Annotated in this window: 26 protein-coding genes; 16 read left to right on the top strand and 10 right to left on the bottom strand. The window is 60.6% G+C overall.

Features of this window, described 5'->3' with window-relative positions:
• Positions 1 to 13 precede the first annotated feature (13 nt).
• The 6 genes from ACW9IN_RS05950 to ACW9IN_RS05975 all read left to right on the top strand — a co-directional run bounded on the left by ACW9IN_RS05950 (position 14) and on the right by ACW9IN_RS05975 (position 8341).
• Complete coding sequence (locus ACW9IN_RS05950; RefSeq protein WP_457365002.1) at positions 14 to 1048, top strand: ABC transporter ATP-binding protein; 1035 nt, start codon at positions 14 to 16, stop codon at positions 1046 to 1048.
• A gap of 1 nt (position 1049) precedes the next feature.
• Positions 1050 to 1979, top strand: a complete 930-nt coding sequence (locus ACW9IN_RS05955; RefSeq protein ID WP_457365003.1) for an ABC transporter permease — start codon at positions 1050 to 1052, stop codon at positions 1977 to 1979.
• Complete coding sequence (locus tag ACW9IN_RS05960) at positions 1969 to 2778, top strand: ABC transporter permease (RefSeq protein WP_457365004.1); 810 nt, start codon at positions 1969 to 1971, stop codon at positions 2776 to 2778. The genes ACW9IN_RS05955 and ACW9IN_RS05960 overlap by 11 nt, the downstream gene beginning before the upstream one ends.
• 177 nt (positions 2779 to 2955) lie before the next feature.
• Entirely contained in the window at positions 2956 to 4380 is a 1425-nt protein-coding gene (locus ACW9IN_RS05965; protein WP_457365005.1) for a gamma-aminobutyraldehyde dehydrogenase, read from the top strand.
• A 151-nt stretch (positions 4381 to 4531) separates the two neighbouring features.
• A complete protein-coding gene (locus ACW9IN_RS05970) occupies positions 4532 to 6394 on the top strand; it encodes an NAD(P)-binding protein (protein WP_457365006.1) in 1863 nt (620 codons plus the stop codon).
• A 321-nt stretch (positions 6395 to 6715) separates the two neighbouring features.
• A complete protein-coding gene (locus ACW9IN_RS05975; protein ID WP_457365007.1) occupies positions 6716 to 8341 on the top strand; it encodes a glucan biosynthesis protein D in 1626 nt (541 codons plus the stop codon).
• A 50-nt stretch (positions 8342 to 8391) separates the two neighbouring features.
• Here the strand turns inward: ACW9IN_RS05975 and ACW9IN_RS05980 are convergent, their stop codons facing one another.
• From ACW9IN_RS05980 to ACW9IN_RS05995, 4 genes are all read right to left on the bottom strand, one after another.
• Entirely contained in the window at positions 8392 to 8577 is a 186-nt protein-coding gene (locus ACW9IN_RS05980) for a hypothetical protein (RefSeq protein WP_457365008.1), read from the bottom strand.
• 196 nt (positions 8578 to 8773) lie between these two features.
• A complete protein-coding gene (locus tag ACW9IN_RS05985) occupies positions 8774 to 9319 on the bottom strand; it encodes a GNAT family N-acetyltransferase (protein ID WP_457365009.1) in 546 nt (181 codons plus the stop codon).
• Between the two features lie 101 nt (positions 9320 to 9420).
• On the bottom strand, positions 9421 to 10527 hold the full coding sequence (locus ACW9IN_RS05990; protein ID WP_457365010.1) for an NADH:flavin oxidoreductase/NADH oxidase: 1107 nt from the start codon (positions 10525 to 10527) through the stop codon (positions 9421 to 9423).
• 123 nt (positions 10528 to 10650) lie between these two features.
• Entirely contained in the window at positions 10651 to 12552 is a 1902-nt protein-coding gene (locus ACW9IN_RS05995) for a potassium transporter Kup (protein ID WP_457365011.1), read from the bottom strand.
• A gap of 329 nt (positions 12553 to 12881) precedes the next feature.
• Between ACW9IN_RS05995 and ACW9IN_RS06000 the strand changes: the two genes are divergently transcribed.
• The 7 genes from ACW9IN_RS06000 to tsaA all read left to right on the top strand — a co-directional run bounded on the left by ACW9IN_RS06000 (position 12882) and on the right by tsaA (position 17818).
• Positions 12882 to 13205, top strand: a complete 324-nt coding sequence (locus tag ACW9IN_RS06000; protein ID WP_457365012.1) for a type II toxin-antitoxin system RelE/ParE family toxin — start codon at positions 12882 to 12884, stop codon at positions 13203 to 13205.
• On the top strand, positions 13202 to 13537 hold the full coding sequence (locus ACW9IN_RS06005; protein WP_457365013.1) for an addiction module antidote protein: 336 nt from the start codon (positions 13202 to 13204) through the stop codon (positions 13535 to 13537). Before ACW9IN_RS06000 ends, ACW9IN_RS06005 begins: the two co-directional genes overlap by 4 nt.
• Before the next feature lie 180 nt (positions 13538 to 13717).
• A complete protein-coding gene (gene rimO / locus ACW9IN_RS06010; RefSeq protein WP_457365014.1) occupies positions 13718 to 15058 on the top strand; it encodes a 30S ribosomal protein S12 methylthiotransferase RimO in 1341 nt (446 codons plus the stop codon).
• Positions 15059 to 15224: 166 nt separating this feature from the next.
• Positions 15225 to 15692 carry a GNAT family N-acetyltransferase gene (locus ACW9IN_RS06015; RefSeq protein WP_457365015.1) on the top strand — a complete coding sequence of 156 codons (468 nt, stop codon included), beginning with the start codon at positions 15225 to 15227 and terminating at the stop codon, positions 15690 to 15692.
• Positions 15693 to 15879: 187 nt separating this feature from the next.
• Positions 15880 to 16590, top strand: coding sequence for an rRNA pseudouridine synthase (locus ACW9IN_RS06020; RefSeq protein ID WP_457365016.1), 711 nt, complete (start codon positions 15880 to 15882; stop codon positions 16588 to 16590).
• Positions 16591 to 16657: 67 nt separating this feature from the next.
• Positions 16658 to 17119, top strand: a complete 462-nt coding sequence (locus ACW9IN_RS06025) for a DUF1456 family protein (protein WP_457365017.1) — start codon at positions 16658 to 16660, stop codon at positions 17117 to 17119.
• 3 nt (positions 17120 to 17122) lie between these two features.
• A complete protein-coding gene (tsaA, locus tag ACW9IN_RS06030) occupies positions 17123 to 17818 on the top strand; it encodes a tRNA (N6-threonylcarbamoyladenosine(37)-N6)-methyltransferase TrmO (RefSeq protein WP_457365018.1) in 696 nt (231 codons plus the stop codon).
• A 137-nt stretch (positions 17819 to 17955) separates the two neighbouring features.
• On the opposite strand, the gene fpr is transcribed toward tsaA, so the two are convergent.
• Positions 17956 to 18735, bottom strand: coding sequence for a ferredoxin-NADP reductase (fpr, locus tag ACW9IN_RS06035; RefSeq protein ID WP_003189055.1), 780 nt, complete (start codon positions 18733 to 18735; stop codon positions 17956 to 17958).
• Positions 18736 to 18859: 124 nt separating this feature from the next.
• On the opposite strand from fpr, the gene ACW9IN_RS06040 reads away from it, so the two are divergent.
• On the top strand, positions 18860 to 19786 hold the full coding sequence (locus ACW9IN_RS06040) for a LysR family transcriptional regulator (protein ID WP_457365019.1): 927 nt from the start codon (positions 18860 to 18862) through the stop codon (positions 19784 to 19786).
• 2 nt (positions 19787 to 19788) lie between these two features.
• Here the strand turns inward: ACW9IN_RS06040 and ACW9IN_RS06045 are convergent, their stop codons facing one another.
• From ACW9IN_RS06045 to ACW9IN_RS06055, 3 genes are all read right to left on the bottom strand, one after another.
• Positions 19789 to 20151, bottom strand: a complete 363-nt coding sequence (locus ACW9IN_RS06045) for a diacylglycerol kinase (protein ID WP_017137081.1) — start codon at positions 20149 to 20151, stop codon at positions 19789 to 19791.
• Between the two features lie 75 nt (positions 20152 to 20226).
• A complete protein-coding gene (erdR, locus tag ACW9IN_RS06050; RefSeq protein ID WP_457365020.1) occupies positions 20227 to 20877 on the bottom strand; it encodes a response regulator transcription factor ErdR in 651 nt (216 codons plus the stop codon).
• Between the two features lie 139 nt (positions 20878 to 21016).
• Complete coding sequence (locus ACW9IN_RS06055; protein WP_457365021.1) at positions 21017 to 21736, bottom strand: tRNA-uridine aminocarboxypropyltransferase; 720 nt, start codon at positions 21734 to 21736, stop codon at positions 21017 to 21019.
• Positions 21737 to 21916: 180 nt separating this feature from the next.
• Between ACW9IN_RS06055 and ACW9IN_RS06060 the strand changes: the two genes are divergently transcribed.
• Together ACW9IN_RS06060 and ACW9IN_RS06065 are read left to right on the top strand one after the other, a co-directional pair.
• Positions 21917 to 22357 (top strand): PA3611 family quorum-sensing-regulated virulence factor, encoded by a 441-nt coding sequence (locus ACW9IN_RS06060; RefSeq protein WP_457365022.1) that lies wholly within the window; start codon positions 21917 to 21919, stop codon positions 22355 to 22357.
• Between the two features lie 380 nt (positions 22358 to 22737).
• Positions 22738 to 23850: an LOG family protein gene (locus ACW9IN_RS06065; protein WP_457365023.1), complete on the top strand. Its 1113-nt coding sequence runs from the start codon at positions 22738 to 22740 to the stop codon at positions 23848 to 23850.
• A 159-nt stretch (positions 23851 to 24009) separates the two neighbouring features.
• Here the strand turns inward: ACW9IN_RS06065 and recX are convergent, their stop codons facing one another.
• Both recX and recA read right to left on the bottom strand, forming a co-directional pair.
• Positions 24010 to 24477, bottom strand: a complete 468-nt coding sequence (recX, locus tag ACW9IN_RS06070) for a recombination regulator RecX (RefSeq protein WP_457365024.1) — start codon at positions 24475 to 24477, stop codon at positions 24010 to 24012.
• Positions 24478 to 24485: 8 nt separating this feature from the next.
• Positions 24486 to 25547 carry a recombinase RecA gene (recA, locus tag ACW9IN_RS06075; protein ID WP_457365025.1) on the bottom strand — a complete coding sequence of 354 codons (1062 nt, stop codon included), beginning with the start codon at positions 25545 to 25547 and terminating at the stop codon, positions 24486 to 24488.
• Positions 25548 to 25623: the final 76 nt, after the last annotated feature.

The following is a 25623-nucleotide window of genomic DNA, read 5'->3' on the forward strand; positions in this document are numbered from 1 at the left end:
GGAGCACCGCACCATGACGCTTGCAGTCCAATTCACCCACGTTTCCCGTCAGTTCGGCGAAGTGAAGGCCGTTGACCGGGTTTCCATCGATATCCAGGACGGCGAGTTCTTTTCCATGCTCGGCCCATCCGGCTCGGGCAAAACCACCTGCCTGCGCCTGATCGCCGGGTTCGAGCAGCCCAGCGCCGGCTCGATCCGCATCCACGGCGAGGAAGCCGCCGGCTTGCCGCCGTATCAGCGCGATGTGAACACAGTGTTCCAGGACTACGCGCTGTTCCCCCATATGAACGTGCGCGATAACGTCGCCTACGGCCTCAAGGTCAAGGGTGTGGGCAAGGCTGAACGCCTGAACCGCGCCGAAGAAGCCCTGACCATGGTCGCCCTCGGCGGCTACGGCGACCGCAAGCCGGTGCAGCTTTCCGGCGGCCAGCGCCAGCGGGTCGCCCTGGCCCGCGCGCTGGTCAATCGTCCGCGCGTGCTGTTGCTGGACGAACCGCTGGGCGCCCTCGACCTGAAATTGCGCGAGCAGATGCAAAGCGAACTGAAGAAACTGCAACGCCAATTAGGCATCACCTTTATTTTCGTGACCCACGACCAGACCGAAGCACTCTCGATGTCGGACCGTGTGGCCGTCTTCAACAAGGGCCGTATCGAGCAGGTCGACACCCCGCGCAATCTGTACATGAAACCCGCCACACCGTTCGTGGCCGAATTCGTCGGCACCTCCAATGTGATTCGCGGCGAGCTGGCCCAACGCCTCAGCGGCAAGGCCCAGCCGTTCTCGATCCGCCCCGAACACGTGCGTATCGCCGAAGGACCATTGGGCGCCGACGAGGTGGAAATCAGCGGTCTGCTGCACGATATCCAGTACCAGGGCAGTGCGACCCGGTATGAGCTGACACTGGACAACGGCCAGACGCTGAACATCAGCCGCGCCAACAACCAGTGGCTGGACACCAGCGCCGGCCATCAGGTCGGTCAGACCCTCAGCGCACGCTGGGCCCGTGAAGCCATGGTGCCGCTCACCGATACCGCAGGCGAGGTGTGACATGAGCCTGGCCATTTCCCATCCGCCGATGCGCAGGTTTTCCAACCTGCTGTACCGCAAGCCCAACCTCTATCTGGCGATGCTGCTGGTGCCGCCGCTGATCTGGTTCGGCGCGATCTACCTGGGTTCGTTGCTGACGTTGCTGTGGCAGGGTTTCTATACCTTCGACGACTTCACCATGGCGGTCACGCCGGACCTGACCCTGGCCAACTTCGCCGCGCTGTTCCAGCCGTCGAACTTCGACATCATCGTGCGCACCTTGAGCATGGCGATCGTGGTGTCCATCGCCAGCGCTATCGTCGCCTTCCCGATCGCCTACTACATGGCGCGCTACACCACGGGCAAGACCAAGGCGTTTTTCTATATCGCGGTGATGATGCCGATGTGGGCCAGCTACATCGTCAAGGCGTATGCCTGGACCTTGCTGCTGGCCAAGGGCGGCGTGGCGCAGTGGTTCGTGCAGCACCTGGGCCTGGAGCCGCTGTTGCAATTCGTGCTGGGCATTCCCGGCGTGGGCGGCAGCACCTTGAGTACCTCGCACCTGGGGCGCTTCATGGTGTTCGTCTATATCTGGCTGCCATTCATGATTCTGCCGATCCAGGCCTCCCTGGAGCGTTTGCCGCCGTCCTTGCTGCAAGCCTCGGCCGACCTGGGGGCCAAGCCGCGCCAGACCTTCATGCAGGTGATTTTGCCGCTGTCGGTGCCGGGCATTGCCGCCGGCTCCATCTTCACGTTTTCGCTGACCCTGGGCGATTTCATCGTGCCGCAGCTGGTAGGGCCGCCGGGTTACTTCGTGGGCAGCATGGTCTACGCCCAGCAAGGCGCCATCGGCAACATGCCCATGGCGGCGGCGTTCACCCTGGTGCCCATCGTGCTGATCGCGGTTTACCTCTCCATCGTCAAACGCCTGGGGGCCTTCGATGCACTCTGAGAAATCTTCGCTGGGTCTGAAGATCGCAGCCTGGGGCGGGTTGGTGTTTCTGCACTTCCCGATCCTGATCATCTTCCTCTACGCCTTCAACACCGAAGAAGCCGCGTTCAGCTTTCCGCCCCAGGGCTTCACCCTGAAGTGGTTCAGCGTGGCCTTCGCCCGGCCGGACGTGCTGGACGCGATCAAGTTGTCGCTGCAGATTGCGGCCATCGCCACGCTGATCGCCATGGTGCTCGGCACCCTGGCCTCGGCGGCGTTGTATCGCCGCGAGTTCTTCGGCAAGCAAGGGGTATCGCTGATGCTGATCCTGCCGATTGCCTTGCCGGGGATCATCACCGGTATCGCGTTATTGGCGACGTTCAAGACACTGGGCATCGAGCCCGGGATGTTCACCATCGTCGTCGGTCACGCGACCTTCTGCGTGGTGATCGTCTACAACAACGTCATCGCCCGCTTGCGCCGCACGTCCCACAGCCTGATCGAAGCCTCGATGGACCTGGGCGCCGACGGCTGGCAGACCTTCCGCTACATCATCCTGCCCAACCTGGGCTCGGCCTTGCTGGCCGGCGGCATGCTCGCCTTTGCGCTGTCGTTCGACGAAATCATCGTCACCACCTTCACCGCCGGCCACGAACGCACCTTGCCGCTGTGGCTGCTCAACCAACTGAGCCGCCCACGGGATGTGCCGGTGACCAACGTGGTGGCGATGCTGGTGATGTTGGTGACGATGTTCCCGATTCTCGGTGCCTATTACCTGACCCGCGGCGGTGAAAGCGTGGCGGGGAGTGGCGGTAAATAACGGACAACACATAGCCACTGTTGAAACACGGTCAATGTGGGAGCTGGCTTGCCTGCGATTGCAGTCTGCCGGTTGATGAATCGGCCAGCTGATCTGCCGCTATCGCAGGCAAGCCAGCTCCCACAGTTGAACAGCGTTTCTTCAGGGAGAAACAGTCGTTTTGAGGAGAACTGAACCATGCAAACCAAACTCTTGATCAACGGCCACCTGGTCGAAGGCGAAGGCCCGGCCCAAGCCGTCTTCAACCCGGCCCTGGGCCGCGTGCTGGTGGAAATCAACGAGGCCAGCGAAGCCCAGGTCGATGCCGCCGTGCGCGCCGCCGATGCGGCGTTCGAAAGCTGGTCGCAAACCGCGCCCAAGGACCGCTCCCTGCTGCTGCTGAAACTGGCGGACGTGATCGAAAGCCACGGCGAAGAGCTGGCCAGGCTGGAATCGGACAACTGCGGCAAGCCCTACAGCGCCGCGCTGAACGACGAGATCCCGGCGATTGCCGATGTGTTTCGCTTCTTTGCCGGCGCCAGCCGTTGCATGAGCGGTTCGGCGGGCGGCGAATACCTGCCCGGCCACACGTCGATGATCCGCCGCGACCCGATGGGCGTAATCGCCTCCATCGCACCGTGGAACTACCCCTTGATGATGGTCGCCTGGAAAATCGCTCCGGCCCTGGCCGCCGGTAATACCGTGGTGCTCAAGCCGTCGGAACAAACCCCGCTGACCGCGTTGCGCCTGGTTGAACTGGCAGCGGATATTTTCCCCGCCGGCGTACTCAACCTGGTGTTTGGCCGTGGGCCAAGCGTCGGCAGCCCGCTGGTAACCCACCCGAAAGTGCGCATGGTGTCCCTGACCGGCTCCATCGCCACCGGTGCGAACATCATCTCCAGCACCGCCGACAGCGTGAAACGCATGCACATGGAACTGGGCGGCAAGGCCCCGGTGATCATCTTCAATGACGCCGATATCGATGCCGCCGTGGAAGGCATTCGCACCTTCGGTTTCTACAACGCCGGCCAGGATTGCACGGCGGCGTGCCGGATCTATGCGCAAGCAGACATCTATGATGCCTTTGTCGAGAAGCTTGGCGCAGCGGTCGCCAGCATCAAGTACGGCTTGCAGGATGACCCGGCCACCGAGCTGGGCCCGCTGATCACCGCACAGCATCGCGACCGCGTGGCCGGGTTTGTCGAGCGTGCGGTGGCGCAACCGCACATTCGCCTGGTCACCGGCGGCAAGGCGGTGGAAGGCAATGGGTTCTTCTTTGAACCCACCGTATTGGCCGACGCACAGCAGGACGATGAAATCGTGCGCCGCGAAGTGTTCGGGCCGGTGGTGTCGGTGACAAAGTTCACCGACGAGGCACAGGTGCTGGGCTGGGCCAACGATTCGGACTACGGCCTGGCGTCGTCCGTATGGACCGCCGATGTCGGCCGCGCCCATCGCCTGGCCGCACGCTTGCAGTACGGCTGCACCTGGGTGAACACCCACTTCATGCTCGTCAGCGAAATGCCCCATGGCGGTCAGAAACTGTCGGGGTATGGCAAGGACATGTCCATGTACGGGCTGGAGGACTACACCACCGTGCGCCATGTGATGTTCAAGCACTGAGGCTTGTGTGGGAGCGGGCTTGCCCGCGAAAGCAGTCTGTCAGTCACCGTATTCATCGACTGGTCCACCGCCTTCGCGAGAAAGCCCGTTCCCACAAAAAGCCCGTCCACACAAGTTTCCTCTCATAACAATAAAATTCAGGTTCTTCCCCATGGATATCACCCGCCGCGACTTCCTCAACGGCGTCGCCATTACCGTTGCCGCCGGTATGACCCCGCTGCAACTGCTGCAAGCCGCCCCGGATGGCCGCTACTACCCGCCCGCCCTCACCGGCTTGCGCGGCAGCCATGCCGGCTCGTTCGAAGTGGCGCACCAGATGGGCTGGGAAAAGAAGGTGTTCGACACCGACCCACTGCCGATCAGCGAAGACTACGACCTGGTGGTGGTGGGCGGCGGTTTGAGTGGTCTGTCGGCGGCCTGGTTCTACCGCGAGAAGCACCCCAAGGCGAAGATCCTGATCCTGGAAAACCACGATGATTTCGGCGGCCACGCCAAGCGCAATGAATTCCAGGCGGGTGGCCGCCTGATCATCGGCTACGGCGGCAGCGAAGCGTTCCAGTCGCCCAACCACCTCTACAGCCAGGAAGTGAACGGGCTGTTGAAGAAACTCGGGGTGAATATCAAGCGCTTCGAAACCGCGTTCGACCGCCCGTTCTACCCCAGTCTCGGGTTGTCGCGCGGGGTGTTTTTCGACAAGGAAAACTTCGGCGAAGACAAACTGGTGACTGGCGACCCGACACCCATGGTGGCCGACGACATCGCGCCGGACCAACTCAATGCACGCGCCCTGCGCGACTTCATCAATGACTTCCCGCTGCCCCAAGCCGACCGCCAGGCCCTGATCGAACTGCACACCGCCCCCAGGGATTACCTGCCGGGCAAAACCGCCGAGGAAAAGGCCAGCTACCTCGCCGCCACCAGCTACCGCGATTTCCTGCTCAAAAACGTAGGTTTGTCGGAAGGTGCGGTGAAGTACTTTCAGAGCCGCACCAATGATTTCATGGCATTGAGCATTGATGCGGTCGCTGCTGCTGATGCTTACAGCGTGGGTTTCCCAGGGTTTGGCGGCATGAACCTGGCACCGATCAGCGAAGAAGCCGCTGCGGAAATGGAAGAGCCCTACATCTACCACTTCCCCGATGGCAACGCCTCGCTGGCGCGCCTGCTGGTGCGCAGCCTGATCCCAGGCGTGGCGCCGGGACACACCATGGACGATATCGTGCTGGCGGCCTTTGACTACGCCAGGCTCGACCAGCCCAAAGCGCCGGTGCGCCTGCGCCTGAACAGCACGGCCGTCAGTGTGCGTAACGTGGGCGACAGCGTGCACATCGGCTACAGTCGGGGTGGGCAATTGGCCCAGGTGCGTGGCAAACGCTGCATCCTGGCCTGTTACAACATGATGATCCCGTACCTGTTGAAGGACCTGCCGGCGCCCCAGGCTCATGCCTTGAGCCAGAACGTGAAGTACCCGTTGGTGTACACCAAGGTGGTAATCCGTAATTGGCAGTCGTTCCAGAAGCTGGGGGTGCATGAGATTTATGCGGCGACCCAACCTTACAGCCGCATCAAGCTGGATTACCCGGTGAGCATGGGCGGCTACGACCACCCGCGCGACCCGACGCAGCCGATTGGCTTGCACATGGTCTACGTGCCGACCAGCCCCAACAGCGGCATGAACGCCCGCGACCAGGCCCGCGCCGGGCGAGGCAAATTGTACGGGCAGACGTTCGAGCAACTCGAAGCGCAGTTGCGCGACCAACTGCAACGCATGCTCGGCCCGGGCGGGTTCAACCATGAGTCCGACATTCTGGCGATCACGGTCAACCGTTGGTCACATGGTTATGCGAGCTTCTCCAACAGTCTGTTCGATGATGCGGACCAGAGCGAAGCGTGGATGAAACTGGCGAAACAACCGGTGGGGCATGTGAGCATCGCCAACTCCGACGCGGCGTGGAGCGCGTATGCCCATGCGGCGATTGATGAGGCGTACCGCGCCGTTGGCGAAATCACCTGACCCCCCCTGCTATCACAACTCAATTGTGGGAGCTGGCTTGCCTGCGATAGCGATTGTTCAGCCACTAAAGGGTTGAATGATGCACCGCTATCGCCGGCAAGCCGGCTCCTACGGTGGAATTGTGTTAGTTGGAAATGTCTTGTCGCATTTGCAAAGCCATCACCCCGCCATCAATCATTTTTCCTTCTTCATCGAACCGCTTAAGCTATCCGGCGTCTGTTTAACGTCCGTTGCGTTTGGCCGAAGGCATGTCCGAACCGTAATTTCTTATCCACTAAACGCCAGGAACGGCGTGGGATCAGCTCACGACAGGTTGTCTCTATGCACCGCAGGAATTTGCTCAAAGCGTCCATGGCCATTGCGGCTTACACCGGTTTGTCGGCCAGTGGCCTGCTGGCCGCGCAGGCCTGGGCCGGGAACCGCGCCGCTGACGGCAAGGCCGTGGCGTTCGACTTTGAAAGCTTGAAAGCCCAGGCCAGGCAACTCGCCGGGACCGCTTACAAAGACACCAAACAGGTGCTGCCGCCGACTCTGGCGACCATGACCCCACAGAATTTCAACGCCATCGGCTACGACGGCAAGCATTCGCTGTGGAAAGACTTGAATGGCCAGCTCGACGTACAGTTCTTCCACGTCGGCATGGGTTTCAAGACACCGGTACGCATGCACAGCGTCGACTCCAAGACCCGTGAAGCGCGCGAGGTGCATTTCCGCCCGTCGCTGTTCAATTATGAAAAGACCACGGTCGACACCAAACAACTGACCGGTGACCTGGGTTTCTCCGGCTTCAAGCTGTTCAAGGCGCCGGAGCTGGACCGCCATGACGTGCTGTCATTCCTTGGCGCCAGCTACTTCCGCGCGGTGGACAACACCGGCCAGTACGGTCTTTCGGCGCGTGGCCTGGCCATCGACACCTACGCGAAAAAACGCGAGGAGTTTCCCGATTTCACGCAGTTCTGGTTTGAAACCCCGGACAAGAACGCCACCCGCTTCGTGGTCTACGCCCTGCTCGACTCGCCGAGCGCCACCGGAGCCTACCGCTTCGACATCGACTGCCAGGCCAACCAGGTGGTGATGGCCATCGACGCCCATATCAACGCGCGTACCACCATCGAACAACTGGGCATCGCGCCGATGACCAGCATGTTCAGTTGCGGCACTCACGAGCGCCGCATGTGCGACACCATCCACCCGCAAATCCACGACTCCGACCGCCTGGCGATGTGGCGTGGCAACGGTGAATGGATCTGCCGACCGCTGAACAACCCGGCCAAGTTGCAGTTCAACGCCTTTGCCGACAAAGACCCGAAAGGCTTCGGCCTGGTGCAGACCGACCACGAGTTCGCCAGCTACCAGGACACGGTGGACTGGTATAGCAAGCGTCCAAGCCTGTGGGTCGAACCGACGACGGCCTGGGGCGAAGGCTCCATCGACCTGCTGGAAATCCCCACCACCGGCGAGACCCTGGACAATATCGTGGCCTTCTGGACACCGAAAAAGCCCGTGGCCGCCGGCGACTCGCTCAACTATGGCTACAAGCTTTACTGGAGTGCCCTGCCACCGGTGAGCACGCCGTTGGCGCAAGTGGACGCGACCCGCTCCGGCATGGGCGGTTTCACCGAAGGCTGGGCACCGGGCGAACATTACCCTGAAGTGTGGGCACGTCGTTTTGCCGTGGACTTCAAGGGCGGCGGCCTGGACCGTCTGCCACCGGGTACCGGCATCGAACCCGTGGTGACCTGTTCCCACGGCCAGGTGAAGGATTTCAGCGTGCTGGTGCTCGACAGCATCAAGGGCTACCGCATCCTGTTCGACTGGTACCCGACCAGCGACAGCGTAGAACCGGTAGAACTGCGCCTGTTTATCCGCACCCAGGATCGCACCTTGAGCGAGACCTGGTTGTACCAGTACTTCCCGCCGGCACCGGACCAGCGCAAGTACACCTGATAGCCGATCGCTCCCACGCGCTGCGTGGGAGCGATCTCTTTCAGGTTGCTTTAAAACCGCGAAACACTCCTCATCGCCCCGATCAGATAACGCATCGCCACCTGGTCGTTCTCAGTCAGCGCTCGATACTGCGTCAGCAACTCTGCCTCTTCCACGCTCAACCGGCGCCCCCGCAAAGGCAGCCCGCGGAACAGAAAAGACACCAACATAACCGCTACGCCATAGGATTTGGCCATGGACTGTTTCTCCTGATATCAATCAAATGCTCCTGGTGCCCATCACCCGCCTCCCGTGAAGCGCAATGCCTCAGCGAGCAAACAGACTGACTCCCTGGGCCAGAAATCAGACTTACCCTAAGCGTAGAAACAATCTCGTGACACGTGGGATTTTTTTAGAGTATTCACTTAAAAAAACCGCTTCGGTAACAAAGACCTACAGCCCTTTCTCATCCAGCATTCGATACAGATGAATATCGTGAGGCTCCTGGGCATACAGATCCGGATCGGGCCGGGACAACAACCGGCAGCCATGGCGCCGATAGAAGTCCACGGTGTTGCGCGATTCGGTGGCCGACACGTACAGGGCATCCGCTCCGGCTTGCCGACCCTGCTCGCAGGCCAGCGCGAACAAACGGCTGCCCAGCCCCTGGCCGCGAGCGGATTGGCTGACATGCAGAAACTTCAACTGGCGCAAGTGCAGGCCCTGCTGGTGAAGAGGCCGGTTGTCCACCACCACCGCCGCTACCAGCGCCGGCCCGTCGAACACGCCCCACAGCCAGCCGCCTCGCTGGAGGCAGGCACGCAGCGCAATGGCATCCTGTTCGGCCTCGCCTTCAGGCCAGCCGCGCATGTCGTGGTAATCGGCGTACAGCACCAGCTCGCCGTTTTCCACGCGATAACATTCGTGAACCTGCTCCGTACGGTCGATGGTCGCCAGCAACGGGATATCGTTTTCGGTTAACGCTCTTTCCACCCACATGATGGCCTCCTGCTTTGAAGCCATAAGGATCAGCATTCCCCTCGGCCCGAGCAACAAAAAACCCACCGGTCAGGGTGGGTTCGGGTGAAACGCAAGCGGGGTCAATCCCTCAGATCAGACTCATGGATCGGCTGGTCGCGGTGGGTCGCCCGCTGGTATTGCGCCGGCCACACCGCCTTGCGCCCGCCCAGGTCGTCATCGGCATGCAGTGGCCAGTAAGGGTCGCGCAACAACTCGCGGGCCAGGAAAATGATGTCGGCCTGGCAGGTGCGCAAAATATGCTCGGCCTGGGCCGGTTCGGTGATCATGCCCACCGTGCCCGTGGCGATGCCGGACTCCTTGCGCACGCGCTCGGCGAACCGCGTCTGGTAGCCGGGGCCGGTGGGGATCTCGGCATTGGCCGCCGTGCCGCCCGACGACACGTCGATCAAGTCCACGCCCAGGTCTTTGAGGCGTCGCGCGAGCTCCACGGTTTCATCCGGGTTCCAACCGTCTTCCACCCAATCGGTGGCCGACACTCGCACGAACAACGGTAGCTCCCGAGGCCAGACTTCGCGTACGGCCCGGGTCACGTCCAGTACCAGGCGGATACGGTTCTCGAACGAGCCACCGTATTGGTCCTGACGCTGATTGCTGATCGGCGACAGGAACTGGTGCAACAGGTAGCCATGGGCAGCGTGCACTTCCACCACCTTGAAACCGGCGGTCAATGCGCGTTTGGCCGCCGCGACGAAATCATCGATTACCTGACGGATCTGCCCTTCATCCAACTGCCTGGGTTGTGTATAGGTCGGGTCGAAGGCAATGGGCGACGGCCCCACCGGCACCCAGCCGCCGTCTGCCGGTTTGACGCTGCCATGCTTGCCGATCCAGGGACGATGGGTGCTGGCCTTGCGCCCGGCGTGGGCCAATTGAATGCCGGCCACGGCGCCTTGGGCGGCGATAAATCGAGTGATGCGCTGCAAGGGTTCGATCTGTGCGTCGTTCCACAGACCAAGGTCCTGGGCGGTAATACGACCGTCGGCGGTCACAGCGATGGCTTCGGTGAAGATCAGGCCTGCGCCGCCCACGGCGCGGCTGCCCAGGTGGACAAGGTGCCAGTCATTGGCCAGACCGTCGACCGCCGAGTACTGGCACATCGGTGAGACCGCGATGCGGTTGAGCAGGGTCAATTCACGGAGGGTGTAGGGTTCGAGCAGCTGACTCATGGCGCACCTCTTCTGGGTTCTATGGGCACTGTTTCGTGCTTAGAGCCTAGTCGACAACGTCGAAATGCACAGGGTTCAGAAAGGAAAACGGGAGCCGATTGCCGGCTCCCGTACAACGACGGATTACATTTCGACCTGGGTACCCAGCTCGATCACGCGGTTGACCGGCAGCTTGAAGAAGCGCAGGTTGCCGTTGGCGTTCTTCAACATGAACGCGAACAGCGCTTCGCGCCAGCGTGCCATGCCCTTGATGCGCGAAGCGATGACGGTTTCGCGGCTGAGGAAGTAAGTGGTGCGCATCGGGCTGAAATCCAGCTCGTCCAGATGGCACAGCTTCAAGGCTTCGGGCACGTCCGGTTCGTCGGCAAAACCGAAGTGCAGGATCACCCGGAAGAAACCTTCGCCGTAGGAATCCACCTCGAAACGCCGCGTGACCGGCACGCGGGGAATGTCCTCGTAGACCACCGTCAACAGCACCACTTGCTCATGCAGCACCTGGTTGTGCAACAGGTTGTGCAGCAGCGCATGGGGCACGGCATCCGGGCGGGCCGTGAGGAACACCGCCGCGCCCTGCACGCGATGCGGCGGCTGCACGCGGATGCTGCCGATGAAGATCGGCAACGGCAGACCGCCCTCGTCGAGACGGTCCACCAGCAGTTGCTTGCCGCGCTTCCAGGTGGTCATCAGCACGAACAGCACGATCCCCGCCAGCACCGGGAAGGCGCCGCCCTGAATGATCTTCGGCACGTTGGCGGCAAAATACAGGCCATCCACCAGCAGGCAGCAGACCAGCACCGGCACGGCCAGCACCGGTGGCCACTTCCACAGCAGCAGCATCACCGCCGACACCAGAATGGTGGTCATCAGCATGGTGCCGGTCACCGCCACGCCGTAAGCCGAAGCCAGCGCGTTGGAGGACTCGAAACCCAGCACCAGCAGAATCACGCCGACCATCAACGACCAGTTCACCGCGCCGATGTAGATCTGGCCCTGTTCGGCACTGGATGTGTGCTGAATGTGCATGCGCGGGATGTAACCCAACTGGATCGCCTGGCGTGTCAGCGAGAACGCGCCGGAAATCACTGCCTGGGAGGCGATCACAGTGGCCAGGGTGGACAGCACCACTAGCGGAATCAGCGCCCAGCTTGGCGCCAGCAGGTAGAACGGGTTGCGCGCGGCTTCCGGATCGCCCAGCAACATGGCGCCCTGGCCGAAGTAGTTGAGCACCAGCGCCGGCAGCACCAGGATGAACCAGGCACGGGCAATGGGTTTACGGCCGAAGTGGCCCATGTCGGCATACAGCGCCTCGGCGCCGGTCAGCGCCAGGACCACCGCGCCCAGGATCGCCAGGCCGATGCCCGGGTGAGCCTCGAAAAACCGCACAGCCCAGATCGGGTTCATGGCATTGAGCACTTCAGGGTGCAGGGTGATGCCATACACGCCCAGGCCGCCCAGTACCAGGAACCAGGTGACCATCACCGGGCCGAACAGCTTGCCGATGCGGTCGGTGCCGTGTTTCTGGATCAGGAACAGGGCCACCAGCACGATCAGTGCGATGGGCACGACCCATTTTTCCAGGCCATCGAATGCCAGTTCCAACCCCTCAATGGCCGAAAGCACCGAAATCGCCGGGGTGATCATGCTGTCACCGTAGAACAGCGCCGCCCCGCACAAGCCGCAGACCACCAGGAAGCTGCGCAATTTCCTGCGCTCGCCTGCCGCCCGACGCGCCAGCGCCGTCAGGGCCATGATGCCGCCCTCGCCCTGGTTGTCGGCCCGCAACACGAACAGCATGTATTTGATCGACACCACCCAGATCAGCGACCAGAAGATCAGCGCGAGGATACCCAGCACGCCGTCGTGATTGACCTGAACCCCATAACCGCCAGTGAACACCTCTTTAAGGGTGTAGAGCGGGCTGGTGCCGATATCGCCATAAACCACCCCGACCGCCGCCACCAGCATGCCAATCGGTTTGGCATTGGAATGCTCGACACCTGCTGCCTGACTACTTGCGTGACCCATCAACCACTCCTGCCCTTTGACCTGCGGTCATTTATAAACAGCGCGCTGAACTGACCCTAGCATGCGCTGTTTTACTTCTCGTAACAGACGTTTTATTGACCCAGGGGTTTTACCTGTGTGCAACGGCGCGAAGCATAGCGCAGCACTCGTCGTATTTCGCTGATCACGTGATCCGGGCGTCTTTTTAGCCGCCAGTCATTAAAGGTCAGGGCATTTTGGAGCTGTTTTGCCTGCATTGATCGCATTTATGGCCGACCGTATATTTCCGGCCCGGCTCAGTCGATATAGAAACTCAATCATCGACCTGTCTCTTTTAAGGTACATTCCGCATGTACGAAGTGAAGCACATGCTTTCCGTCAATGGCGTGGATATCTACCAGGCTTGGCTGGATACCGTGCATGACACCCGTTCAAAAGCCAGAATCACCACCCGGGTGGACCGAGCGGCGCTCGGCCACTTCGGTGTTACAGAGCCAGTGGGGGATGGCGTCTTTGAGATGAAGCTCGACTTCGGGCCCGGGTTTCGCGTGTATTACGCGGTCCAGGATCGGAAAATTGTTTTCCTGTTGGGTGGTGGCTCAAAGGCCAAACAGCAGAACGACATCAATCAAGCCAAAGCTCTCTGGAAGTCCTATAAGGTGCAGCAAAAATGACCATTCGTACTCGCCCCCATGAAGATAGCGTTCTTGAAATGCTCCGGGACGACGAGGCATTTGCCCTCGAGTATCTATCTGTTGCGCTTGAGGAGATCGACGAAGCGGGTGGTGAAGATGCCTTCCTTGTCGCCGTTCGACGAGTGGCGGAGGCTCGTGGCGGAATGCTTAGCCTGTCGCAGAACACCGGGCTCAACAGGGCAAATCTCTACAGATCCATCGGCGTTGGCGGCGATCCAAAACTGTCCACTCTCCTGAAAGTGCTTCAAGCCTTGGGCGTGGGCATGTCTAAAGTGGTATCGCACCGCACGGAGCAGGACTTGCGGGCCTGAACGCGCAGGACGAGCGATGCGGATCACCCAGCGCAGCACTCGTCGTATTTCCCTGCATAAAGCTGGTCAAGTGCGCTGCCCGTCGCTAGAATTGCGCACTTTTTGATCAGAGGCGCGCCAAGCGCCCGTCCGCTGCCCTGCCTTTCATGGCGGCGGCGTCATTCAATACCGAGGTTAGACATGTCCACCACTCCCGCGACGGCCAATCCAAAGGTCGGCTTTGTATCCCTGGGCTGCCCGAAGGCCCTGGTCGACTCCGAGCGCATCCTGACCCAACTGCGCATGGAAGGTTATGACGTGGTGTCCACTTATCAGGACGCCGACGTGGTAGTGGTCAACACCTGTGGCTTCATCGACTCGGCCAAGGCGGAGTCCCTGGAAGTGATCGGCGAAGCGATCAAGGAAAACGGCAAGGTCATCGTGACCGGCTGCATGGGCGTGGAAGAAGGCAATATCCGCGATGTGCACCCAAGCGTCCTGGCCGTGACCGGTCCGCAGCAGTACGAGCAGGTGGTCAACGCCGTGCACGAAGTGGTGCCGCCCAAGCAGGACCATAACCCGCTGATCGACCTGGTGCCGCCGCAAGGCATCAAGCTGACGCCGCGCCACTACGCGTACCTGAAGATTTCCGAAGGCTGCAACCACAGCTGCAGCTTCTGCATCATCCCGTCGATGCGCGGTAAATTGGTGAGCCGCCCGGTGGGCGATGTACTGGACGAGGCCCAGCGTCTGGTGAAATCCGGCGTGAAAGAGCTGTTGGTGATCTCCCAGGACACCAGCGCCTACGGCGTCGACGTGAAATACCGCACCGGTTTCTGGAACGGCGCGCCGGTGAAAACCCGCATGACCGAACTCTGCGAAGCCTTGAGCAGCCTGGGCGTATGGGTGCGCCTGCACTACGTTTACCCGTACCCGCACGTAGACGAACTGATCCCGCTGATGGCCGCCGGCAAGATCCTGCCGTACCTGGACATCCCGTTCCAGCACGCCAGCCCTAAAGTATTGAAGGCGATGAAACGCCCGGCCTTCGAAGACAAAACCCTGGCGCGCATCAAGAACTGGCGCGAAATCTGCCCTGAACTGATCATCCGCTCGACCTTCATCGTCGGCTTCCCCGGCGAAACCGAAGAAGACTTCCAGTACCTGCTGGACTGGCTGACCGAAGCCCAGCTGGACCGCGTCGGCTGCTTCCAGTACTCCCCGGTTGAAGGCGCCCCGGCCAACCTGCTCGACCTGGAAGTGGTGCCGGACGACGTCAAGCAGGACCGTTGGGAGCGCTTCATGGCGCATCAACAGGCCATCAGTTCCGCGCGCCTGCAATTGCGCATCGGCAAGGAAATCGAAGTGCTGATCGACGAAGTCGACGAGCAAGGCGCCGTTGGCCGTTGCTTCTTCGATGCGCCGGAGATCGACGGTAACGTGTTCATCGACGATGCCAGCGGCTTGAAGCCGGGTGACAAGGTGTGGTGCACCGTGACCGATGCCGACGAATACGACCTGTGGGCTGAAAAACGCGACTGAACCAGGATGTGACGCACAGCGTCACGGGATGTATTCCCACGCGGAGCGCGGGAACAATCGACTGAGTGTAAAAAATTGAAAAAGCCCCGCCTCTGGACAAGATGCGGGGCTTTTTTACGTCTATCGTTTTGCCCATTGGCGCCAATCATCGGCGAGGGGCAGCGGCATGCGTCAGCATTCGGTTATCCACACACCTAAAACCAGTGACTTCGCGGACCTTGCGCGCATCTGGGAGGCTTCGGTGCGGGCCACCCACGACTTTTTGCCGGACAGCTACATCGTATTGCTGAAAAACCTGGTGCTGACCCGCTACCTGGACGCAGTGATGCTGATCTGTACCAAAGACGCGCGCCAGCACATCACCGGGTTTGCCGGGGTAGCGGCGGGCAAGGTCGAGATGCTGTTTATTGACCCGCAGCATCGGGGCGAAGGCTTGGGCCGACAATTGCTGACGTACGCGATCGAGCATTTGAACGCCGATGAGCTGGACGTGAACGAGCAGAACCCCCAGGCGCTGGGGTTTTACTTCAAACAGGGATTCGAGGTGGTCGGGCGCACGGAGCATGATGGCCTGGGGCAGCCCTATCCGTTGTTGCATATGCGCTTGCGCCAGCAGCAAATCAGTCATGGCTGACAAAACACCGAATACCTGTGGGAGCGGGCTTGCCTGCGATGCAAACAACTCGGTATATCAGGTGTATCGAGGCGATGCCATTGCAGGCAAGCCAGCTCCCACAAAAAACCACGGCATTGAAATGGAGCCGGGATTAACCGGCGCCAGGCAGGTACAATAACCGCCCCCTTTTGTTACGGCCCTTGTCATGACTGACCCCATACGCCTCTCCAAACGCCTGATCGAACTGGTCGGTTGCTCCCGTCGGGAGGCTGAGCTGTTTATCGAAGGCGGCTGGGTCTCGGTGGACGGTGAAGTGGTCGACGAGCCCCAGTTCAAGGTCACCACCCAAAAGGTCGAGCTGGACCCGGATGCCAAGGCTACCGCACCGGAGCCGGTGACGATCCTGCTGCACGCCCCGGCCGGCGTGGATGTCGACACGGCCATGGCCTCGATCAGCGCCGACACCCTGTCCGAAGAACACCGCTTCGGCAAACGCCCGCTCAAAGGCCACTTTCTGCGCCTGACCGCCAGCGCCGACCTGCAAGCCAGGGCCAGCGGCCTGCTGGTGTTTACCCAGGACTGGAAGATTCTGCGCAAATTGACCGCCGATGCCGCCAAGATCGAGCAGGAATACGTGGTCGAGGTGTCCGGCGACATGATCGAGCACGGCCTCAACCGCCTGGCCCATGGCCTGACGTACAAAGGCCGTGAACTGCCGGCGGTCAAAGCCAGCTGGCAGAACGAAAACCGCCTGCGCTTCGCCTTGAAGAACCCGGCACCAGGTGTGATTGCCGCGTTCTGTGAGGCGGTGGGCCTGAACGTGGTTGCCATTCGTCGTATCCGCATCGGCGGCGTGTCCATCGGCAAGGTACCGGTGGGTCAATGGCGTTACTTGTCCGGCAAAGAGAAGTTCTGAGCCGCCCCTCTTTTCTCGGCATCGACACCGTTGCGCGGTGCCCTCAGTTGAATACCAGGATTGCCCAATGATTCACAACGACGTACTGCGCAGCGTGCGCTACATGCTCGACATCAGCGACAACAAGATGGTCGAGATCATCAAGCTCGGCGGCCAGGACGTGACCCGGGACGACTTGCTCAACTACCTCAAGAAAGAAGAGGAAGAGGGCTTTGTGTTCTGCCCGGACGAGGTCATGGCGCACTTTCTCGACGGCCTGGTGATTTTCAAACGCGGCAAGGACGAGAGCCGCCCGCCCCAGCCCATCGAAACCCCGGTGACCAATAACATCATCCTCAAGAAGCTGCGCGTGGCCTTCGAACTGAAGGAGGACGACATGCACGCCATCCTCAAGGCCGCCGAATTTCCGGTGTCCAAGCCTGAACTGAGCGCGCTGTTCCGCAAGTTTGGCCACACCAACTACCGTCCGTGCGGCGACCAGTTGCTGCGTAACTTCCTCAAGGGGCTGACGCTGCGGGTTCGTGCGTAAACCATGAGTTACCCGGTCTCCCCTGTCGGCTTTGTGCGCTCCTGCTTCAAGGAGAAATTCGCCATCCCACGCCAACCGCAGCTGGCGCCAGCGGCACGCGGCGTGCTGGAACTGGTCGCGCCGTTCGACAGCGGCGAGGCGGTACAGGGCCTGGAGCAGGTCAGCCACGTGTGGCTGTTGTTTCTGTTCCACCAGGCCCTCGAGGGCAAGCCCCGCCTGAAGGTGCGACCGCCGCGCCTGGGCGGCAACACCTCCATGGGGGTTTTCGCCACCCGTGCGACCCACCGACCCAATGGCATTGGCCAGTCAGTGGTCAAACTGGACAAGGTCGAGCCGGGACGGCTGTGGATTTCCGGGATCGATCTGCTGGACGGCACGCCGGTCCTGGATATCAAGCCCTACGTGCCTTATGCCGACATCATCGACACCGCCACCAACGAGATGGCCAGTGGCGCACCGCCGTTGATTCCCGTGCAGTGGCTTAAGACCGCGCTGCAACAGGCACAAGGCCACGCTCAACGCCTTGGCGAACCGCTGGTGGAGTTGATCGATCAGTGCCTGGCGCAGGACCCGCGGCCGGCGTATCAGACGCCTGGGCCGGAGCGCGAGTACGGTGCGCAGTTCTGGGATGTGGACGTGCGCTGGCACTATCCCGAGGCTGGGGTGATTTGTGTGCTGGAAGTGCTGGTGGCCGGCTAAATAAACCGGGAACCAAAATGTGGGCTGGCTTGTGTGGGAGCCGGGCTTGCCCGCGATGCAGGCACCGCGGTGTGTCAGTCACGCCCCAGTGATGCTATCGCAGGCAAGCCAGCTCCCACAATTTTTTGTAGCGGTGTTTACTTCTCGACGAACGCACGTTCGATCAGGTAATCGCCCGGCTCACGCATCCGTGGCGAAACTTTCAGACCGAAGCTGTTCAGCACTTCGCTGGTTTCGTCCAGCATGCTCGGGCTGCCGCACAGCATGGCGCGGTCGTCCTCGGGGTTGATCGGTGGCAGGCCGATGTCGCTGAACAGCTTGCCGCTGCGCATCAGGTCGGTCAGGCGGCCTTCGTTTTCGAACGGCTCGCGGGTCACGGTCGGGTAGTAGATCAACTTGTCACGCAGGGCCTCGCCGAAGAACTCGTTCTGCGGCAGGTGCTCGGTGATGAACTCGCGATAGGCGACTTCGTTGACGTAACGCACGCCGTGGCACAGGATCACCTTTTCGAAGCGCTCGTAGGTTTCCGGGTCCTGGATCACACTCATGAACGGCGCCAGGCCAGTACCGGTGCTGAGCAGGTAGAGGTGTTTGCCCGGCTTCAGATCGTCAAGCACCAGGGTGCCTGTCGGCTTTTTGCTGATGATGATCTCGTCGCCTTCCTTCAAGTGCTGCAATTGGGAAGTCAACGGGCCATCGGGGACCTTGATGCTGAAGAACTCCAGATGCTCTTCCCAGTTCGGGCTGGCAATGGAGTAAGCACGCATGAGTGGGCGGCCATTGGGCTGTTGCAGGCCGATCATCACGAACTGACCGTTCTCGAAGCGCAGGCCCGGATCGCGGGTGCACTTGAAGCTGAACAGAGTGTCGTTCCAGTGATGAACACTGAGGACACGCTCGTGGTTCATGTTGCTCATGTACGGGGGACTCCTGGAAATGGGTCTGCGCCAAAGATGGGATGCGCAATTGCACAGCATTCTAATGGCGGCGACAATATCTGTTAACTGGATTATTAAGATAAGGGTTATCGGTTATATCGATATGCGATTTACTCTCCGTCAACTTCAAGTGTTCGTCGCCGTTGCCCAGCAGGAAAGCGTCTCCCGCGCTGCGGGTCTTCTGGCCTTATCTCAATCTGCCGCCAGCACCTCGATCACCGAGCTGGAGCGTCAATCCAGCTGTCAATTATTCGACCGCGCGGGTAAACGCCTGAGCCTCAACGCCCTCGGCCATCAGCTGTTACCTCAGGCGGTAGCGCTGCTGGACCAGGCCAAGGAGATCGAGGACCTGCTCAACGGCAAGTCAGGCTTCGGCTCCCTGGCAGTCGGCGCTACCCTGACCATCGGCAACTACCTGGCCACGCTGTTGATCGGCAGCTTCATGCAGCAACACCCCGAGAGCCAGGTGAAGCTGCATGTGCAGAACACTGCCCATATCGTGCATCAGGTGGCCCATTACGAAATTGACTTGGGTCTAATCGAAGGCGACTGCAGCCACCCGGACATCGAGGTCAAAACCTGGGTCGAAGACGAACTGGTGGTGTTTTGCGCGCCCCAGCATCACTTGGCCAAGTGTGGCGTGGCCACCCTGGAGGAACTGACCCATGAGGCGTGGATCCTGCGGGAGCAGGGTTCGGGCACGCGTCTGACCTTCGACCAGGCAATGCGTCATCATCGCAGCGCGCTGAATATCCGTCTTGAGCTGGAACACACCGAGGCGATCAAACGGGCAGTCGAGTCAGGCCTGGGGATTGGCTGCATTTCCCGACTGGCACTGCGCGACGCGTTTCGACGTGGCAGCCTGGTGCCGGTGGAAACACCGGATCTGGACCTGTCCCGGCAGTTTTATTTCATCTGGCATAAACAGAAATACCAGACGTCAGCGATGCGCGAGTTTCTGGACCTGTGCCGCGCCTTTACCGCCGGGGTTCAGCGCAGCGACGAGATCGTGCTGCCGAGCATTGCCTGACCTCAGATCAGAATCACGGCCCACACCAGGGTGATCATGGTGAGCGCCACGAATTGCGCGGCACTGCCCATGTCCTTGGCGTTTTTCGACAACGGATGACGGTCCAGGGAGATACGGTCGATCGCCGCCTCCACCGCCGAGTTGAGCAGTTCGACGATCAAGGCCAGCAGGCACACGGCGATCAGCAGCGCGCGCTCCACACGGCTGACGTGCAGGAAAAAGCTCAGCGGAATCAGGATCACGTTGAGCAGCACCAACTGACGGAAAGCCGCCTCGCCCGTGAAGGCCGCGCGCAGGCCATCCAGGGAATAGCCCCCCGCATTGAAGATCCGCTTGATACCGGTTTGACCCTTGAAAGGTGACATAGACGTAGGCAACTGAACCAAAGAAGTGGGGAAACTAGATCACGCCAAGTCAAAAAAGCGTGAAGCGGTGACAACTCAATGCTGCGAAATTGACTCAAGTTGTTGCAAAAGCAACGCCGCCTGGGTCCGGGTACGCACGCCCAGCTTGCGGAAAATCGCCGTGACGTGGGCCTTGATGGTGGCTTCGGACACGTTCAACTCGTAGGCGATCTGCTTGTTCAGCAACCCTTCGCAGACCATGGTCAGCACGCGAAATTGCTGGGGGGTGAGGCTGGCGAGGCCATCACGGGCGGCCTTGGCCTCGTCGGACACGTTGATGTGCTCGAATGCCTGGGGCGGCCAGGACACTTCGCCGTCCAGCACCGTGCGCACGGCTTTCTGGATCTCGTCCATGGTGCTGGACTTGGGAATGAAACCGCTGGCGCCAAACTCCTTGGAGCGCACCACCACATCGGCTTCTTCCTGGGCTGAGACCATCACCACGGGGATCTGCGGGTACTGCCCACGCAACAGCACCAGACCGGAAAACCCATAGGCGCCGGGCATATTCAGGTCGAGCAGCACCAGGTCCCAGTCGGACTTCTCGGTCAGGCGCGCTTCCAGTTCGGCAATGCTGGCCACTTCAACCAGGCGCACGTCCGAACCCAACCCCAGGGTCACAGCCTGGTGCAGTGCACTGCGAAACAGCGGGTGGTCATCGGCTATCAGGATTTCGTATGTGGCCATTGATTAAATGATCCTGTTTTTTATGGGAGCCCTGATCGGCGCCCAGCATGCCCAGCGTAGTCTGGGGGGTCAAGCTCTACGCCCGCAGGCATTTTAGCGGGTTACGGGTGCGGGGTGCCATCATGCAAACGTCGTCTGGTCATGGCGTCGGGACATAGGGCGCAAGGCGCGTGTGAACACTGTCCGTCGGGTCCAGGGGCAACTGAAACTTGGCAGCCAGATAATGGCTGCTGAACACATCCAGATAGGCGTCGAGTACTTCACTGGCGGCATTGTCGTCGGCCAGTTCCAGGCACAGCGCTGCGACTTCGGCCGTGCAGAAATGATCATCGCGCTTGGAACGGCGCAGTTTGTAGCGTGACAACTGTTCCGACGCCAGGCTCAACACCGGCAAGTGTTCCAGGTACGGGCTCTTGCGGAACATCTTGCGTGCTTCGCTCCAGGTGCCATCCAGCAGGATAAACAGCGGGCGCTTGCCCTCCTCGACCCTGACTTCACTGACAACACGCTCGGGAGCGACGAATTCACCAGGAAACACGATGTAGGGTTGCCACTGCGGATCGGCCAGCAGGGTGAGCAAATCCGGGTCGACTTCCGTGCGTGACCAGGTAAAGGCCGTCGTGTCCTCAATCACATCGGCAATCAGCCAGCCGGTGTTGCTGGGCTTCATCGGCTCGACATCATGCATCAACAGACACATGGCGGATTGGGCCACCACCTTGGGCCGCCAGGCGCACAGGCAGTATTGCGGGATAACCCGGCAGCCGGGACAGCGCTCGGCACGGGAACCCCGATTGAGAAACGGCCGTACAGCGCGGGCCAGGCGCTGGGTGCGCAGGCGGGAAACAGCGTGGCTCATGGGTGACGCCGCCGGGACGGGTAAATCGGCACAGTGAAAACTCGGGGCAAGACTGAAGTGGCCGCAGTTTACCAGCGATACGCCTGGCTGTAGTGGCGAACGGTCACCTATAATTGCGCGCCACTGAACGCCCAGCGCAGTGGCTGGTCTATGCACCAGTACCCGAATCAGGAGAGTTTCATGTTGCGTTCCATGCTGCGCCTTGCCGCCCCCTCCATCGCCCTTGCGCTGGTAGTGCCCGTGGGCGCCCAGGCGGCCTCGCTGCTGGAGGTCCAAATGAACCGCAAGCTGCAAAGCGTCGCAGCTGAAAGCAACAAGGACCTGCCCCGGGAAATCGACGAAAAAACCCTGGAAGTGGCCTATACCGTCGAGGGCATGCAACTGATCGATCACCTGAGCGTCATGCCGGACCGTGCCGAACAGATGCGCGCCAACCCCAAGGCGGTGTATTTCCAGTTGGGCCAAAGCGTGTGCCTGAACAAGGGCTATCGCGAACTGATGGCCAAAGGCGCCGTGATGCGCTACGAAATCACCGAGAACAAGACCAACCGCCCGGTGGCGTCGGTCAAGTTCGTGGAAGCCGATTGCCCGGCACCGGCTGCTGCGAAGAAGAAAAAGTAAGCCTTCCCGTCTCCCCTCGCGCGCTGCTGTCCCGTAGCGCGCAACTCCCCCGCTACCGATTGCCAGGCAGCCGCTAAACTCCGTGGTGAATGATCAATAAGCGGTTGCCAGCCAAGGGTTTTTCAGCCCATGATCGAGTCATTCCAGCCGCCCGTTCACAATGGTTTCTACACCGTTCTGTAACATTTTCAGGGCAAAAGAGGGTTGCCCTCCTGCAACGTGCAGTGCAAAGGTTTCCAAATCACAAGGAACATACAGAGCCCGTTTGCCGCCTGGCGAATACCGTGCAATGCCAGCGGCATGCAGCGACACAAGCTGTGTCGTGGCCCCGGACGAATTTTTCGCCGTGGCCCCGGGTTCTGTGAAGAAGGAGAAGTTGAATGCCTTACGAACCGAATGACAGCCTGCTTCGGCATTTTGAAGAAAACGGGACCGACCTCACGCAGCAGGTCGACGCACAACTCCAGCTGATCGCGCCCAACAGCCCGAATATCCCTCTGTACCGCGACATGATCCTCACCGTGTTGCGCATGGCCCAGGACGACCGCAACCGCTGGAATGCCAAGATCACCCTGCAAGCCGTCCGCGAACTGGACAACGCCTTCCGCGTGCTCGAACAGTTCAAGGGACGACGCAAGGTGACGGTGTTCGGCTCGGCACGCACCCCGGTGGAAAGCCCACTGTATGCCTTGGCCCGGGAAGTCGGCGCACTGCTGGCAAAATCGGACTTGATGGTGATCACCGGCGGCGGCGGCGGCATCATGGCAGCGGCACACGAAGGTGCTGGCCTGGCGCACAGCCTGGGTTTCAATATCACATTGCCGTTTGAACAACACGCCAACCCGACCATCGATGGCACCGACAACCTGCTGTCATTCCACTTTTTCTTTACCCGCAAGCTGTTCTTCGTCAAAGAGGCTGATGCACTGGTGCTGTGCCCCGGCGGTTTTGGCACCCTGGATGAAGCGCTGGAAGTATTGACCCTGATCCAGACCGGCAAGAGCCCGCTGGTGCCGGTGGTGTTGCTGGACGCACCAGGTGGTGGGTTCTGGCAAGGCGCCCTGGACTTTATCCGCAGCCAACTGGAAGCCAATCGCTATATCTTGCCGACCGACCTCAAACTCGTGCGACTGGTGCACAGCGCAGAAGAGGCCGTGGAGGAAATCAATCAGTTTTATGCCAACTTCCACTCTACCCGCTGGCTCAAGCGTGAGTTTGTCGTGCGCATGAACCATCCACTCAGTGAGCGGGCGCTGGCTCACTTGCAGAACGAGTTCGCCAGCCTGCGACTGAGTGGGGAATTCCAGCAGCTCGCGTATACCGACGAAGAACATGACGAAGCAAAGTTCAGCCATTTGACGCGCCTGGTGTTCAATTTCAATGGGCGCGACCAGGGGCGGTTGCGGGAGTTGGTGGACTACATCAACTTGCCGGAAAACTGGGCACAGGCGCAGGGGAAGACGCAGCAGCGGGTGGCGCCACAACCGGCTTGATTTTTTGCAGACGAAAAAAAAGGGCCCACTATTTTCATAGTGGGCCCTTGGATGCTTTGAATACTTCCGATTTAAACCGTGGGGCGATTGGGGCTGCTGTGCAGCCCAGCGCGGGCGGTGCGACGATTCGACAAGCCCGCTCACCACAACAGCCTATGCTCAGTCGTCCAGATCACGGCCACTCAATAAGCGGCTGATCATGTCCATCGAGAATCCGCGATAGCTCAGGAAGCGCCCCTGTTTGGCTCGCTCCTTGGCATCAATGGGCAGATGCCCCGAAAACTTGCGGCGCCAGGTGTCTTCCAACTGCGCTTGCCAGCTGATACCACACTCACGTAGGGCAAGGTCAATATCAGCGCGTTGCAGGCCACGCTGGCTCAATTCCTCGCGAATCCGTGCCGGACCATAGCCGGAACGGGCTCGATAGGAGACAAAACTTTCGAGGTAACGGGCTTCCGATAACAGCCCCTCTTCCGTCAAGCGATCAAGGGCTGTCTCGATCATCTCGGGTTCTGCGCCGCGCTGACGCAATTTACGCGTCAGCTCGACTCGACCATGCTCACGGCGAGCGAGCAGGTCCATGGCAGTGCGCCGAACGGCGACGAGTGTATCCAGTACAACTGTCATCGCTGGGTTCAGATGTCGGTATCGACTTCTTCTTCCATTTCTTCAACCGGCTCGCGGTTGGCAGCGGCTTTCACATCCGGCGCTGCGGACAACAGCTTGTCGCGAATCTGCTTCTCAAGGGCGGCTGCAACTTCCGGATTGTCCTGCAGGAACTTGGCCGAGTTGGCCTTGCCCTGACCGATCTTGCTGCCGTTGTAGGCGTACCAGGCGCCGGACTTCTCGACGAAACCGTGCAGCACACCCAGGTCGATCATCTCGCCATTCAGGTAAATACCCTTGCCGTAGAGGATCTGGAACTCAGCCTGACGGAAAGGTGGCGCCACCTTGTTCTTGACGATCTTGACGCGGGTTTCGCTACCCACCACCTCGTCGCCTTCCTTCACCGCGCCGGTACGGCGGATATCCAGACGGACCGACGCGTAGAATTTCAGCGCGTTACCACCGGTGGTGGTTTCAGGGCTGCCGAACATCACGCCGATCTTCATACGGATCTGGTTGATGAAGATCACCAGGCAGTTGGCGTTCTTGATGTTACCGGTGATTTTACGCAGCGCCTGGGACATCAGACGGGCTTGCAGGCCCACGTGCATGTCGCCCATTTCGCCTTCGATTTCAGCCTTGGGTACCAGGGCAGCCACGGAGTCGACCACGATCACGTCGATGGCGTTGGAGCGCACCAGCATGTCGGTGATTTCCAGGGCCTGCTCACCGGTGTCCGGCTGGGAAACCAGCAGGTCGTCAACGTTGACGCCCAGCTTGCCGGCGTACTCAGGGTCCAGGGCGTGCTCGGCGTCGACGAACGCACAGGTGGCGCCCATTTTTTGCGCCTGGGCGATCACCGACAGGGTCAGGGTGGTTTTACCGGAAGATTCAGGACCGTAGATTTCAACGATACGGCCTTTTGGCAGGCCGCCAATGCCGAGCGCGATGTCCAGACCCAGAGAGCCCGTGGAAATGGCCGGGATCGCCTGACGGTCGTGATCGCCCATACGCATTACGGCACCCTTGCCGAATTGACGTTCGATCTGACCCAGGGCCGCAGCCAAGGCTTTCTTCTTGTTGTCGTCCATTAAAGTCCTCACGTAATCAATAAGGCCTGACGGCCAACACCTGTATAAGTAGACAGTATTGTTCCACAAAGATCGG

Source organism: Pseudomonas sp. SDO5271_S396 (assembly GCF_054071795.1).